The organism is Chitinophaga eiseniae (genome assembly GCF_900167135.1).
In the GTDB taxonomy this organism is placed as follows: domain Bacteria; phylum Bacteroidota; class Bacteroidia; order Chitinophagales; family Chitinophagaceae; genus Chitinophaga; species Chitinophaga eiseniae.
On record NZ_FUWZ01000002.1, the window covers coordinates 1871306 to 1885657 of the forward strand.

At 52.7% G+C, this 14352-nt stretch carries 13 protein-coding genes; 2 read left to right on the top strand and 11 right to left on the bottom strand.

Translation table 11 applies throughout. The features are described from left to right. Positions 1-92: 92 nt before the first annotated feature. From cobC to B5D63_RS17415, 11 genes are all read right to left on the bottom strand, one after another. Entirely contained in the window at positions 93-650 is a 558-nt protein-coding gene (gene cobC, locus B5D63_RS17365) for an alpha-ribazole phosphatase (protein ID WP_159456059.1), read from the bottom strand. Further along, complete coding sequence (locus B5D63_RS17370; RefSeq protein WP_078670033.1) at positions 632-1408, bottom strand: adenosylcobinamide-GDP ribazoletransferase; 777 nt, start codon at positions 1406-1408, stop codon at positions 632-634. Before B5D63_RS17370 ends, cobC begins: the two co-directional genes overlap by 19 nt. Next, positions 1405-2448 (bottom strand): nicotinate-nucleotide--dimethylbenzimidazole phosphoribosyltransferase, encoded by a 1044-nt coding sequence (gene cobT / locus B5D63_RS17375; protein WP_078670034.1) that lies wholly within the window; start codon positions 2446-2448, stop codon positions 1405-1407. Before cobT ends, B5D63_RS17370 begins: the two co-directional genes overlap by 4 nt. Before the next feature lie 11 nt (positions 2449-2459). Further along, complete coding sequence (locus tag B5D63_RS17380; protein WP_078670035.1) at positions 2460-2972, bottom strand: bifunctional adenosylcobinamide kinase/adenosylcobinamide-phosphate guanylyltransferase; 513 nt, start codon at positions 2970-2972, stop codon at positions 2460-2462. A 110-nt stretch (positions 2973-3082) separates the two neighbouring features. Beyond that, positions 3083-4411, bottom strand: coding sequence for a DUF5074 domain-containing protein (locus B5D63_RS17385; protein ID WP_078670036.1), 1329 nt, complete (start codon positions 4409-4411; stop codon positions 3083-3085). A 128-nt stretch (positions 4412-4539) separates the two neighbouring features. Beyond that, the gene (locus B5D63_RS17390) at positions 4540-5136 is read right to left on the bottom strand and encodes a DUF6580 family putative transport protein (RefSeq protein WP_078670037.1); all 597 of its coding nucleotides are present in this window, start codon (positions 5134-5136) and stop codon (positions 4540-4542) included. A gap of 17 nt (positions 5137-5153) precedes the next feature. Further along, positions 5154-7094: a TonB-dependent receptor plug domain-containing protein gene (locus B5D63_RS17395; protein WP_078670038.1), complete on the bottom strand. Its 1941-nt coding sequence runs from the start codon at positions 7092-7094 to the stop codon at positions 5154-5156. Positions 7095-7196: 102 nt separating this feature from the next. Next, positions 7197-7847 carry a tetratricopeptide repeat protein gene (locus tag B5D63_RS17400; protein WP_078670039.1) on the bottom strand — a complete coding sequence of 217 codons (651 nt, stop codon included), beginning with the start codon at positions 7845-7847 and terminating at the stop codon, positions 7197-7199. A gap of 64 nt (positions 7848-7911) precedes the next feature. Further along, on the bottom strand, positions 7912-8817 hold the full coding sequence (locus B5D63_RS17405) for an EamA family transporter (RefSeq protein ID WP_078670040.1): 906 nt from the start codon (positions 8815-8817) through the stop codon (positions 7912-7914). Between the two features lie 93 nt (positions 8818-8910). Continuing rightward, positions 8911-10140, bottom strand: coding sequence for an MFS transporter (locus tag B5D63_RS17410; RefSeq protein WP_078670041.1), 1230 nt, complete (start codon positions 10138-10140; stop codon positions 8911-8913). Positions 10141-10223: 83 nt separating this feature from the next. Then, a complete protein-coding gene (locus B5D63_RS17415) occupies positions 10224-10898 on the bottom strand; it encodes a FadR/GntR family transcriptional regulator (RefSeq protein WP_078670042.1) in 675 nt (224 codons plus the stop codon). 64 nt (positions 10899-10962) lie between these two features. Between B5D63_RS17415 and B5D63_RS17420 the strand changes: the two genes are divergently transcribed. Both B5D63_RS17420 and B5D63_RS17425 read left to right on the top strand, forming a co-directional pair. Next, positions 10963-11652 carry a sterol desaturase family protein gene (locus B5D63_RS17420; protein WP_078670043.1) on the top strand — a complete coding sequence of 230 codons (690 nt, stop codon included), beginning with the start codon at positions 10963-10965 and terminating at the stop codon, positions 11650-11652. A 92-nt stretch (positions 11653-11744) separates the two neighbouring features. After that, a complete protein-coding gene (locus tag B5D63_RS17425) occupies positions 11745-14138 on the top strand; it encodes a S9 family peptidase (protein ID WP_078670044.1) in 2394 nt (797 codons plus the stop codon). Positions 14139-14352: the final 214 nt, after the last annotated feature.

Genomic DNA, 14352 nt, shown 5'->3' on the forward strand with positions numbered 1-14352 from the left:
TTCCGGACATAAAGTTAGCACGAAATAAGAGTTTTTTCGACTTTTGCCGAGATATTTGAGAATTTTAATATAATTGTCATCAAAACAATGGGTTACGAATTATAAAAAACAACTTTTATATCTCCATTCTCCACTTGCAGTTGTGAAATTCTCCCGTATTGTACCTTCAGGTCGAAGGAATCTGCCAGGGGGGTATTGGTGGCGTGGGCCAGGATAGACCGGATGACACCGCCATGGGTAACGAGCACTGCGTTGTTGCCCTTTTCGATGATCTCTTCTATAAAAGCCATACTGCGGGTATAGAGTTCCTCGTAGCTTTCGCCCTGCGGTACCTTTGCCTGTACAAAATCGTCCGCCCAGGTTTGCAGCTCTTCTTTGCCGATGGCTTCCCAGGCCAGCATTTCCCAGGCGCCGAAATTCATTTCCTTCAATCGGTCATCTGTATGGACATCTTCACCAAAGAGAGTGGTGGCGAGCTTCTGACAGCGTTGCAGAGGGCTGCTGTATACATCGAACGTGCCGGTGGGCACTTTGGCCTTTATGGCGGCAGCTTCCGTTTCAAAGGTACCGGCTACGCCGATGTCTGAAAAGCCGTAACAGATGCCGCTTTCAATAGCCGGCGTCGTATGTCTTATGAGGTAAATTTCCATGCGAGAATGCAAAAGCACAAATATATGACTGTTTCGGCAACCTGCTGTACGGCCCCGAGGCAGTCGCCGGTGTAGCCGCCGATCCATTTGTTCATCAACCGGGCCATGTACCATCGTACCAGTACCAGCGCGGGGAGGATCAGCAGCAGCGCGTAATTACGGGTAAAGGCGATCACCATCAGCAGGGGCAACAGCCCGAAAGCGCCGGCGAGCAACAGGTCCGGCAGCAAAATACCTTTGGATACCGGCTTTGCCTTGCTGTCTTCGTTTTCCCTGACATACTGGTGCGTATAGATAATGCTGACAGCCACAAAGCGGCTCAGCGGCTGCGCGATGATCACAGCCAGCATCACTTTGTTGAGCGTCAGTGGTATGAGGCAGATGTATTTTGTGGTCATCAGCAGCAACAGGCCCAGCATGCCATACGTACCGATGCGGCTGTCTTTCATGATTTCCAGTATCTTTTCTTTGGTCCACCCGCCGCCAAAGCCGTCGCACATATCGGCAAAGCCGTCTTCATGAAAAGCGCCGGTCACCCAGATGCTGATAACAAGGGATAATAACACGGTCACCAGGCGGGGTGCAATATCGCCCAATGCATACAACACTGCCAGCATAAAGCCTCCGGTGATCCAGCCTATCAGCGGCAGATAGCGGGTAGCCTTGTTGAGCATATCAGGACTGTACGCATTAACGGTGACGGGTATACGGGTATAGAACATAATAGCGGTTAGCAAAAGCTGCCACTGTTTTTTCATATGCTGCGGTTTGAGACCTGGGCGCTGTTAAAGCTGGCCATTTCCTGCAGGAAGAGCACAGCGCTTTGGATAACAGGAATGGCCATGGCTGCCCCGGTACCTTCGCCGAGGCGCATATCCAGCTGTAGCAATGGCTGTACGCCCAAAAACTGCAACATGGCCTTGTGACCTTTTTCTTCGGAGCAATGCGCAAACACACAGTAATCTTTTACGGCAGGCTGCATGGCCACGGCGGCCAGCAGTGCGGAGGAGACAATAAACCCGTCGATCACCACCATCATTTTCAGGGCCGCTGCCTGCAGAATGGCACCGGTGATCATGGCAATTTCGAAACCGCCATAGGTGGCCAGCGCCAGCTCGGGAGTGGGCGGTTTCACATGATGGGCCATCACTTGCTGTAGTACCGCTTTTTTCTGCGCCAGCTGCTGCATATTGCTGCCGGTGCCGGTACCTACGCAGTCAGCAATGGAAATACCGGTAAAATAACTCATCAGCAGCGCAGCAGACGAGGTGTTGCCGATCCCCATCTCTCCGAAACCAATGATATTGCAACCGGCGGCATGCGCCAGCTCCACTTCCCCGGCGCCGGCAGTCATCGCCAGCCGGCACTGGTCCGGCGACATGGCGGGACCATGCAGATAGTTATTCGTACCACAGGCAATCTTACGGTCATGCAACAACGGATGTGCAGGAAATTCATGATTGACGCCCGCATCCACCACGGTCAGCTGCAGCTGGTGCTGCCGGCAGAATACATTAATGGCGGCGCCACCCTGCAGGAAATTGTAGACCATCTGCGCGGTAACGGCCTGCGGAAAAGGATTTACCAACCCTTCGGCAGCGATGCCATGGTCGCCGGCAAACACCAGCAGGTGGGGGTGCCGCAATTCCGGAGTAAGGCTGTTTTGTATCAGTCCGGCCTGTAATGCCAGCTGTTCCAGCCTGCCCAGGGAGCCGGGCGGTTTTGTCTTCTGATCAATCTTGTCCTGTAACGCTGCTTTCAGTTCTTCGGACAAAGGGGAGACGGCTATCTGCATCATCTGTTTTTTTATCAGTCTCTTTTCTTTATTACAACCGGAATGCCGGAAACCATTAGTATAACCGTGTCGGCGATACGTGCAATGTACTGGTTGGCCCAGCCCTGGAGATCGGTAAACTTACGGCCAACGGCTGTTTCGGCATGTAAGCCCATACCTATTTCATTGGTGACAATGAGGAAATGCCCCGGTTGTTCCCGCAGCGCGTCAATCTCCGCCTGCAGGGACGCCAGCGCTTTGTCAATATCGTAATCGTGAAGCGTGAAAAAATTCGTGAGCCATAAGGTGACACAGTCTATCACCACAGTCCGCCCGGCGAGCGGCAACCGGCTTACATGCAACGCTTCTTCGTAGTTGGTCCACGAAGGACCGCGCTCTGCCTGATGGCGCCGGATACGGGCGGCAAAATCCTCGTCCCATATTCTGGCGGTGGCCACATATACCGGCTGCTCACAGGAGGCCAGCGCCTGGTCCTGTGCATACCGGCTTTTACCGGACCGGGCGCCACCTGTAACGAGTGTGATCATACGGGTAAATTACGAATGATGGATGGCGGATTACGAATGGAGGGCCGCCTTTTTGAAAGGTTATTAAATAACCCCTCGCAAGGAGGCCCTCCATTCGTAATGCGTAGTTGCTAATTAAAAACGGGTATAGCCGGGAAGAAATAGCCGGTATACGGAATGCTCTTCACAACAGCGCCGGTAGAGGCGTTGTAGATAAAGAGGGTGTTCTTTTCAAAGTGGGTACCGTAGCCGGGCTCTACGCCGGTGGCCACCAGAGTGTTGTTGGCCGGGTTATACCTGAAACCGGCGCCATACAGCTCTCTGTCGGCCGGTAAGGTGATGAAAGGCGTCTGCAGGGAAGCAGCGTTGCCCGGTAAGTATTTAAAAATCTGTTTGCCATTGATGCCCCAGTCATTGGTTTTAGCAATGAATACGGCATTCTCAACGGTAGAAGCGGTGATCATCGTTGCGTTCCATGCGCCCCATGCGCCATACAACGGGAAGGGCAGCGCTATGGTGTTCACCGCCAGCGAGGTGGGATTGATAGCATACAGGTGCTGTCCTTCGCCTGCCCAGATGGTACCATCCGGCGTACGCGCCAAACCTACGTCTGCTTTTACCAGGGTAGACACAATGCTGAAGTTACTGGCGTTGAGGACCACGATACCGGCGGACTGAGACATCACAAACACGTAGTTGCCTGCTTTCAGCATGCCACCCACCTGACCGTCGATACCGGCGATTTTGGCGCCGATGGTGAAAGCCCCGAGGTCTACAGGATAAACCCCGTCGGTAGTGGAGAGCAGGCCGGTGCTGTTGTTAACAGGGCAAAAAGCATTAGCCATCGCCGGAGGAGGGGCAGTGCGGCCCACCTCTTTCATGGAATGCACATCGGCTACCACCAGCGGCGCATCTTTGGACACCAGGTAGATCCGGTTGTTGAATACAGTGCCGTAACCAGCAGTATTGCCCAGGGTCTTGCCAGGGTTCTCCCGCTGGAAGATGTTGCGGTGCAGGGTGTCTTCACCATAACGGTAAAAGTTCACATCAGCCTTGTCATGGCCAAACCAGCCTTCATTCACGATGAAGAAGCCATTATCATACTTATCTGTTACCTTGATACGGTAGAAGTAGGAGTTGAGACTGTTGCCTGCGCTTACCTTAAAGGAGATGGTATAATCACCTGCAGCGGTAGGCGTAAAGGTATAGGTAGAGTCGGTGCCGGCAGTTACTCCGTTAACCAGCCAGAGGAACGTAGGCTCTTTGGCGTTAACGAGCTGTGGACGCAGCACGCGCGTTTCGCCAACGGCAATGGTGTCTTTACCGTCTTTAAGTCCGGGGTTGCTGATAACAGGAATAACCACTTCTGCCACATTATCTTTCTGACAGGCGGAAAAAGTCAGCAATGCAGCTGCTGCCAGTAGAAAGAGCTGTTGCAAACGGCATGTAAATCTTCGCATGGTACGATTGTTTGTTGGATCTAAATATTTAGAGATTTAGCTACTGCTACAGTGCAGGCTATTCTTATCAAATAGCCGGTGCGCTGTAACAATAATTAAATCTCTAAATCAAAAAGTGAGAAAATATCTTAGTGAGCCAGACGCAGTTTGCGTTGTACAAGGGCATAGCCGCCGAAGAAAATAGCGCTGTATACCAGGGTGCCTACCAGGAAGTACTTCATGAAAGGAATAGCCAGTATATAACATTTGGTCAGGCCTGCCATGTCTCTGGTGAAAGGCAAACCGGTGGTAATATCGGTAGAACCGCTTACCCATACGCCAAAGTTGGAAATCAGGAAATGCACCAGCGCTCCTGCCACCGCTGCAACAGCGATGCGGCCCACACTCATTTTACGGATCACCAGCTGGCCAATCAGCACGATAAACACGAAGCTGATATAGTTAGCTGCCCAGCCTTTGTAGAGCAGGCCCTGTGCATATTCGCGGTGGAAAACCTGCATCAGGATCACGTCACTGAGGAATAACGTCAGCAGCGGGAATGCATAGGATTTCCATTTTTCAGAGAAAGAAGCACCGCCAAACAGCGCCATGGCGCCCACCGGGGTGAACATAGCGATCGGCTGGAGCGTAGACTGGTCTGCTCCCAACACTACTCGTATTATACCTGCTACGAGCATAAACAGCAGCAGAATGCCAAACCGGGGATTAAGATTCTTTAAAGACATTATGTTGGATTTAATGTTTACAAATTCAAAACAACACCGGCATTACAGTTAAACCGGCGGGAATTATAGCCAAGGATATCAAAATACTGATAATTGGTAATATTTCGGAACCCGGCATAAATTTTCAGCAAGTTACCAAATTTATACTCACCATAGAGGTCTACGGTGTAATAATCTCCCATGGGCGTTGTTCCCTGGTAACGCTCGCCGGTGTACCGGAAGGCGGCGCTGGCGTACAACGCCGGGGTTACCTGGTAGCCCAGGGTAGCATTCACGGCATGTTTGGGAATCCTGTACAGGTTATACCAGGAGGTGTCCTTGCCACTCTGGGTGGTGTGTAACCGACCGTCGGTATAGACATAGTTCATATTCAGGTCCAGCTGGCGGGTAATGTGCCAGTCTGCCTCCACCTCGGCGCCGTAAGCCCACTGTTTGTCGGCATTTACATAATGACTGGTGAAAAGGATCAGGTCTTTGGTATGGCGGGCGAAGCCTGTTACCCGGAAATCCAGCGCGCGGTTGGCCACGGAAGCCTGATAACCGGCCTCATAGCTCACTGTGGACTCCGGCTTCAGGTCTTTGTTGCCGTATATCGCGGTATATAACTGGTACAGGGAGGGGATTTTATACCCGGAAGAAACGTTCACAAACACCTTATGGTTGTCCCTGATCAGGTAAGACGGGTTGAAGGTGAAGGTGCCGTTGTTGCCGTAGATATTATGGTGGTTGAAACGACCGCCGGCTTCCATATTGAACCCGCCGAGGTTATGGAGCAGCACGGATGCATAGGCGCTGATCTGGCGGGCATGGGCGCTGTCGTCTGCCAGCCGGGTGTATTCCATCTTCGGATTGGGGTCCCACGGAGCGGGCTGGCCCAGGCGCTGGTTCAACTGGTCCATATTGGCTGCGCTGAAAGCGCCACCGGCCACCAGCCGTATAATACGGGAGGCGTTCCAGTTTACATAACTTTCAACCTGGTGTATGTTGGAGGTAAAATCAGACAGGTCGAACACGCTGTAGCCGGTAGGGGCTACATAACCGGAATCGTTGACGATATGGCGTTTGGTTCGCTGGTAGCTGTATAATACCTGCCAGCTGCCGTTTTTGAACTGGTATTCGCTGCCGAAGCCGTTGAGCAGGTTATTGGATTTGCCGGTATAGTCGCGGTCATCGATAAAAGCGCCTTCGTCGAGATCGTGATGGTAGTCGCTGTAGTTGAACAGGTACTGCAGCCTCCAGCGGGAAGCAGCCTGCAGGCCCAGTTTGGCGAATACGCTATGCTGGCGGAAGCCGTCTTTATCGAAACCGGCTTTGCCGGTGGAATCGTAGGCGTCGGACAGGCCGTTGGAGGTTTCGTATTTGTAGCCCAGCAGGTAGGAGAACTTGCCGGCATTGCCATAGGCGCTGACATTACCGAGGAAGCTGTTGTAGCTGCCGTAGCTGGTATTGGCAGATACGCCGAACTTTTTATCGCTTTTTTTCCGGGTGATGATATTGATCACCCCAGCCACGGCATTGGAGCCGTAGAGGGTGGACTGGCTGCCGCGGAGGATCTCAATTCTCTCTACCTGTTCGGGGGTAATGAAGTTGAGGTCGAAGGAGTTGGCGATCTGGGAAGCGTCGCTGACCGGCAGACCGTCTACCAGTATCAGGGCATTGCCGTTGGAGGCGCCCCGCATATATACTTCCGGTACGGTGCCCCGGTTGTTCTGGGCGCCGTTGATCGTAATGCCTGCTTGTTCACCAAGAAGGGCGGCGATGGTTTTACCGCTGTTTTTCTCCAGGTATTCGTGGGAAAGGATGGTGACCACCTTTCCGGTTTCACTGGCTTTCTGGGGGCCTTTAGTGGCTGTGACAGATACCTCGTTCAACTGGCTGATCCGCGGCACGGAATCTTGTGCTGTAGCGGAAAAAGGTAAAGAGAAGAGGAGGGGAAGTGTGTAAAGTTTTAAGTTCATAGGGGGCGAAATTACGAATTCGGCAGTATGTGCCGCATTAAAATAGCAGGGCCGGATGAAAGTTCATCCGGCCCTGCTTTACACTTAAATATGTTGATCAGATCAACCAGGCATTCTGGAGATGTATTTGTCCATTTCCTTGATCTGGCTAACGATCTGGGCGGTAGTGGGCTTCTGTGCTTTGGCTCTGCGGAAGTATTCTTTGGCAGATTTGAAGTCACGGCGGCTCATGGCGATGGACGCCAGGGTGAGCAGGGCGGCGGCGGTGTTTTCCTTGTCAGGCAAACCCATCCGCACCGCTTTCTTCAGGTTCTGGTCAGCCGTTTTGAGGTCGTTCTTCTGGTAGGCGATGGTGCCCAGCTGGAAGTACTGCATGCCTTCGTATTCTTTCATCGGGCTGCCGGACTGGATGCTTTGCCGGATGGTAGCTTCCGCTTTGTCCAGGTCGTTGCTGTACATGGCCATGTTGCTTTGCATGAAGTAGTATACAGAACGAATAGGTTTATACAGCAGTTTAGGGAACTTCACTTTGTTCATGAGAGCAGTGGCGCGCTCTATATCACCGGCTTCCACGGCTTCCTGTACCAGCCGCATAGGGCCAAACAGGAGGTGCGTTACAATACAGATAACGGCGAGCAGCAGCACAATGGTCGCTTCCCACCAGCCTATCGTGAACCCGAGGGCAATACCGGCTACCAATAACACGATCCCGACCGGGAAACGATATAGAATAAAAAAGTTAAATGCTTTCATGAAAAAACTGTTCGTAAGTCACTTGTTTCTAATAGCGGGGGCAAAGATAAATAAAAAAAACACCTCATGGGTTTAATAGTTCGCTTTTAGCCGGCGCCGCTTTCGGTTTTTTCAGGTTGGCCGCCACAATGGCCGCCAGGATAACGAAGATGCCGGTGATCTGTACCGGGGTAATGACTTCGTGTAACAACAGGGTGGCGGCTATCGTTGCTACCGGCAGCTCCGCGGCGCTGAGAATGGCGCCCAGTGCCACGCCTGTTTGCGGCATGCCCTTAGAGAACAGAAAAGGTGGCAGTACCGTCCCGAAAAGGGCCAGGGGGAGCCCCCAAAGCCACAGCGGAGGGGCGGTGAACCGGCCGTTCCACAGATAGGCCGGCGGGAACAGCAGGCTGATGATGATAAACGCGCCGGTAACGATCCAGGCGCTTTTCAGCACCGGCGTGAGGGAATGGCCCACCCGGCCGCTGACTACGATGAAAGTGGTGTAAAAGAGCGCTGCCAGCATGCCAAAGCCGATGCCCCGCCAGTCGAGACGGAAACCGTTGCTGTTGAACAGCCCGCCCGCCAGCAGTGTGCCTGCCAGGATAAACGCAACAGCCACCCATTGGATAGCGGTAGGCCGCTTTTTATAAATCAGCCATTCCGCCAGCATGCTCATCCAGGTAAATTGCATCAGCAGTATGATGGCTATGCTCGCCGGGATATATTGTACACTTTGATAATAGGTGATGCTTACAAGACCGGTAGAACTACCCAGCATAAAGCAGGTGCGGGCCTCTTTGTTCTTCAGCCCCGGGGTGGCACGGCCCGATAAAAAGTGAAGGCCCCATAACGCCAGCATGCCGAAGCCAGCCTGCACACTGCATAACTCCCCCAGGGTAAAGCCCTCCTGGTAACCCAGTTTAACGATCGTCGATAAAATTCCAAAGCTGCAGGCGCCCAGGAGCACCAGCAGAATACCTTTCCACATGCTCAATAAATTTTTGATTTTTTGATTTTCGATTTTGAGATTTTATAATTCCCAAAATCGAAAATCAAAAAATCAAAAAATCGAAAATCAAAGTTATCGCTTTTCTTTTTTCTCCAGATTAGGCAGGAATCCTGTAAGGAGACCAATCAACGGGAGGAAAGAGCAAACCTGGTATACGTACCCGATACTGGTAGCATCGGCCAGTTTGCCCAGCAGTGCTGAGGCTACGCCGGCCATACCGAACGCCAGGCCAAAAAAGAGGCCGGCAATCATACCCACTTTACCAGGCACCAGTTCCTGTGCATACACCAGGATAGCTGAGAAGGCGGAGGAGAGGATAACGCCGATGAATACACTTAATATGGCGGTCCAGAACAGATTTGCGTAGGGCAGCAACAATGCGAAAGGCGCTGCGCCCAGGATGGATATCCAGATCACATACTTACGGCCGATACGGTCGCCCAAAGGGCCTCCGAAGAAAGTGCCGGCAGCCACGGAAAACAGGAAGATGAACAGGTATACCTGTGAACGCTGAATGGAAACGCCGAAACGGTCTATCAGGTAAAAGGTATAGTAGTTGGTCATACTGGCCATGTAAAAATATTTCGAGAAGATCAGCATCAGCAGGATGCCCAGTGATACAATTACACGGGTGCGGGGCAGGCTTGGCTGCTGCAGATGATGCTGTACTGCCTTCTTCGGTTTTATCCGGTGCGTGTTGCCTTTATACCATTTGCCTATATATACCATCACAAAGATGGCCAGCAGCGCCAGCAGGGAGAACCAGATCACATGGAACTGGCCGAAGGGCACAATGATCAGGGCCGCCAGCAAGGGGCCCAGCGAACTGCCGGCGTTACCGCCTACCTGGAACAGCGACTGTGCCATGCCGTGTTTACCGCCGGAGGCCATATGGGCCAGCCGGGAGGCTTCCGGATGAAAGACAGAGGAACCAATGCCTACCAGTGCCACGGATACCAGCACCATAGGCAATGAATGCGAGAGGGACAGGCAAATCAGCCCCAGCAGGGTGAAGGCCATGCCCACCGCCAGTGAAAAGGGCTGCGGCTTTTTGTCTGTGTACAAGCCTACCAGCGGTTGCAGGATAGAGGCCGACATCTGAAAAGTCAGCGTAATCAGCCCAATCTGCGTAAAGTTCAGTTTCAGGGAGTTGCGTACCAGCGGATAGATGGCCGGGATCAGCGATTGTAGCGTGTCGTTCAGCAGATGCGTAAAGCTAAGCGCAATCAGTATGGGAAATACCGTCTGATGGGCGACCTGTTCAGAGGCTGTTTTAGGGGCCTCCTGTGTAAAAGTTGTCATGGTTTCTTGTTTGAAGGTCAGATCATCTGATGTTTTAAAATAAAAAAATTACGAGGTGCCGGCGAAGCACGGTAGCCTCCGGGCTACTTGCTTTGTGTACTGATTTTTGTAGCCCAGAGTAATGCTTTCTTGGAATCCTTGTCTACAATACTTTGCAGCAAGGCGTCGTGCAGCGATTGTGATTCCACGAACGAATCCGTGTTGTGGTAACGCGATACGAAGGACGTTTTCAGGTGGGTGGCCACCGTTCTGTAAAGGTCCAGCATAATTTCGTTTTTGGAAGCTTCCGCAATCGCCGTATGGAAATTGATATCCGCCTGAATACAAGGCTCCAGCTCATTGGCCGTTGCATAGGTGAAACGTTTCCTGAGAAAACCTTTCATCTTTTCTATGTCCTTGTTATTGCGGTGGATGGCGGCTCTTTCCGCAATCTTCACCTCCAGCAGCAGCCTCACTTCGTTCAACTCTTCAAAATCTGCCCGTTGCAGCCGCTGGCTTAGCGGTTCCCCGCTGCCGATCTGTGATATCACAAATGTGCCAAGTCCCTGTTGCACCTTCACCAGCCCCTTGTTGGCCAGTATCTTCACCGCCTCCCGTATACTCGAACGGCCTACGCCGAATTGTTGCATTAACTCCGGTTCCGTCGGCAGCCGCTGACCGGTGGTATATTTACCGCCAAATATCAGCTCCTGCAGCCTGTCGGCCACTTCTTCCGCGAGATTTTGACGCTTTAATGGTGCAGATCCTGTATTCATCATATCATCAGATGTTTGCAAAGGTAATGAAAGATTTTGTTATTTGGTAATTTTGTGGCCACATGATATGATAAAATACCTGAATGATATTCCTGACTGGCAACTGTGGTGTTTCTTCCTGATAGAAAACGCGCTGATTGTTCCGGGCGTGCTCGCCTGGGGCAACTACCTGCTGCAGCGCCCACGACAGGAGATGTTCCGCTATACCCGTGACCAGTGGAAAATGTGTATCGTGACCACCCTGCTCAATACACTGGTGACGGTAGCCGGTTACCAGCTGTGGAAACATGGGTACGTCCGCATTCACGAAACCCTGTCATGGCGCGTGCTCACAGATGCCCTCGCGCTGTTTCTCGTCATGGACCTGCTCATGTATATCTTTCATTACCTGATCCACCAGACTTTCCTGTACCGGCTGCTGCACCGCCTGCACCATGAAGCGACAGACCCGGTGCCCATCGATCTGTTTGTGCTGCACCCGCTGGAAACACTCAGCTTCGGCGCACTGTGGCTGCTGGTACTGCTGCCGTTCAACATGAACCTGTACGGCATACTGATCTACCTTACCGTCAATGTTGTTTTTGGTATGACCGGCCACCTGGGAATGGAACCCCTGCCGGAAAACATGCGTCAATGGCCGGTACTAAAATACCTCGGCACCTCCACCTTTCATCACGATCATCACCGGCAGGAGCAATACAACTACGGCTTCTATACCAGCATATGGGACCGCCTCTTCGGTACTTTCAAGCAGTAAAACTGCCGCTTACCGTTCAAATAACACACTTTCGATAACCGGAATAATGTACTATTTTGGCCGGATTCATTTTTTCAGAATCAAACTGCTGTATGAGAAAATTAGTACTGACACTGTCGGTGTTCATCACGTTCCGTGCCTATGCACAGGATGCGCTGAAATACCAGACACCTGCACAAAGCATTATGGAGCTGGCCATGGCAGCGCCTTCGCCCGCTGTTAACTTCAGCAGGGGAGACCTCATGCTGATCATGGACCGAACAGGATTCCCTACCATCGAAGAACTGTCACAACCGGAATACCGCCTGGCCGGCTTCCGTATCAACCCGTCTAATTTCGGCCCGAGCCGCGCCAGCTATGTAACCGGTATCCGTATCAAAGAAATGAACGGTAAACGGGAATATGCCGTGACCGGCCTGCCGGCCAACGCCCGCATCGGCAACGTGACCTGGTCCCCGCAGAAAAAGCACCTCGCCTTTACCGTTACCATGAACAATGGCATCACCCTCTGGAAAGCGGATGTAGCCACCGGCGAAGCAAAACAAGTCAGCACCCGCCGCCTGAATGACACGTTCAACGGCGCATTCCGCTGGATCGATGAAGACCGTATCCTGGTACTTTCCGTGCCCGCCGGCCTGGGCGCCGCACCGGAAAAACCACTGGCGCCGGAAGGCCCCACCGTGCAACAAACAGCCGGAAAAGCCGCTCCCGCCGCCACTTACCAGGACATGCTCAAAAATCCCTACGATGAAAAGCTGTTCGACTACTACTTCCAGTCAGAACCTGTGATCATCAGCGCAGCCGGCGAAAAAGTCATCGGCAAACCCGCCGTATATACCGGTATCACACCTTCTCCCGATAAACAATATTTGCTGGTCCACCAGCTGAACCGTCCTTATTCTTACCTCGTGGGCGCCTACCGCTTCCCCGCAGAGATCAGCATCTGGGACCTCCAGGGCACTGTGGTGAAACCACTCGCCAAAAATCCGCTGGATGAAGTACGACCCAAAGGTTTCGACGCTACGAGCAACTACCCCCGCGGCTATCAGTGGCGCGGCGACGCTCCCGCCACCATTTGCTGGGTGCAGGCCCTCGACGGCGGCGATCCTAAAAAAGAAGTACCCTTCCGCGACGTGGTGAATACCCTGGAAGCGCCATTCACCGCGGCGCCTGTGGAACTGGTGAAAACCCGGGACCGCTTCGGCGGCCTTACCTGGGGTAATAACCAGCTGGCCCTCGTAGCAGAAGGCAACAGCTCCAAACAGACCGTGAAAGTGAGCCGCATCGATCCGTCCCATCCCGGACAGGAGCCCGTAGTAGTGATCAACCGGTCCGAAAACGACCGTTACAACGATCCCGGCGAACCGGTTATGGTAAAGAATCAGTATAACAAGCCTGTTTTATACGTGTCTCCTGCCAATGAACTGCTGATGATCGCGCCGGGCGCTTCCCCTGAAGGCGACCGCCCGTTCCTTTCCAGCTTCAGCCTGAAAAACGGCAAACAGCAGATACTGTGGCGTTCACAAGCCCCCTATTATGAACAGGTGGCGGAAGTGATCGACCCTGCTAAACTGCAGATCGTGGTAGCCCGCGAATCAGCAGCAGCGCCGGTGAATTATTACCTGCAAAACCTGAAAAAGAAATCAGCGGCTGTAGCGCTGACCAGCTTCCCGCACCCGCAACCCCTGCTGGAAGGCGTACAGAAACAACTGCTCAAATACAAAAGGAAAGACGGCGTGGACCTCACCGCCATGCTATACCTGCCTAAAGGTTACGATCCCGCTAAAGACGGCCGTTTGCCGGTACTGATGTGGGCTTATCCCCGTGAGTACAAATCCGCCAGCGATGCGGCACAGGTAAGAGGCTCCGCCTATAAATTCACCCGTGTTACCTACGGTTCCCCCATTTTCTGGGTTACCCGCGGCTTCGCCGTGATGGACGCCACCGAAATGCCGATCGTAGGTGAAGGGGATAAAGAGCCCAACGACAACTTCGTGGACCAGCTGGTGATGAACGCTGAAGCAGCGGTAGACAAAATCACCGGCATGGGTGTGGGCGACAAAGACCGGATCGCCGTGGGCGGCCACTCCTATGGCGCCTTTATGACGGCCAACCTGCTGTCGCATACCAGCCTGTTCAAAGCAGGCATCGCCCGCAGCGGCGCCTACAACCGCACGCTGACGCCCTTCGGTTTCCAGAACGAACAACGTAGCTACTGGCAGGCGCCGGAAGTGTACTATAAAATGTCGCCGTTCTCCTACGTGGACAAGCTGAAGACGCCGATCCTCCTGATCCACGGCGAAGCGGACAACAACTCCGGTACGTTCCCCATCCAGAGCGAAAGACTGTACAATGCCCTTAAAGGCAATGGCGGTACCGCCCGTTTGGTGTTCCTGCCCCAGGAAAGCCACGGATACGCCGCTAAGGAAAGTATCCTGCACATGCTGTGGGAAATGGACAACTGGCTGATGAAATACGTGAAATAATCCGGACCTGTCAACTCAGCAATTAACGAGCGGAGGCTTCATCGCGCTTTTTCAATAAACGGCATTAGTAAAGCGTAAGCCTCCAATTAATAAAAAGCCTGAACAAAACATCGTAGCCCAGGGCCTTAGCCCTGGGTTTTTTATATGATGCCATCCCGAACCTTTTATATGATGAAAATATGCCAATAGGTAAAAAGTGCCATTGAAGACCCAT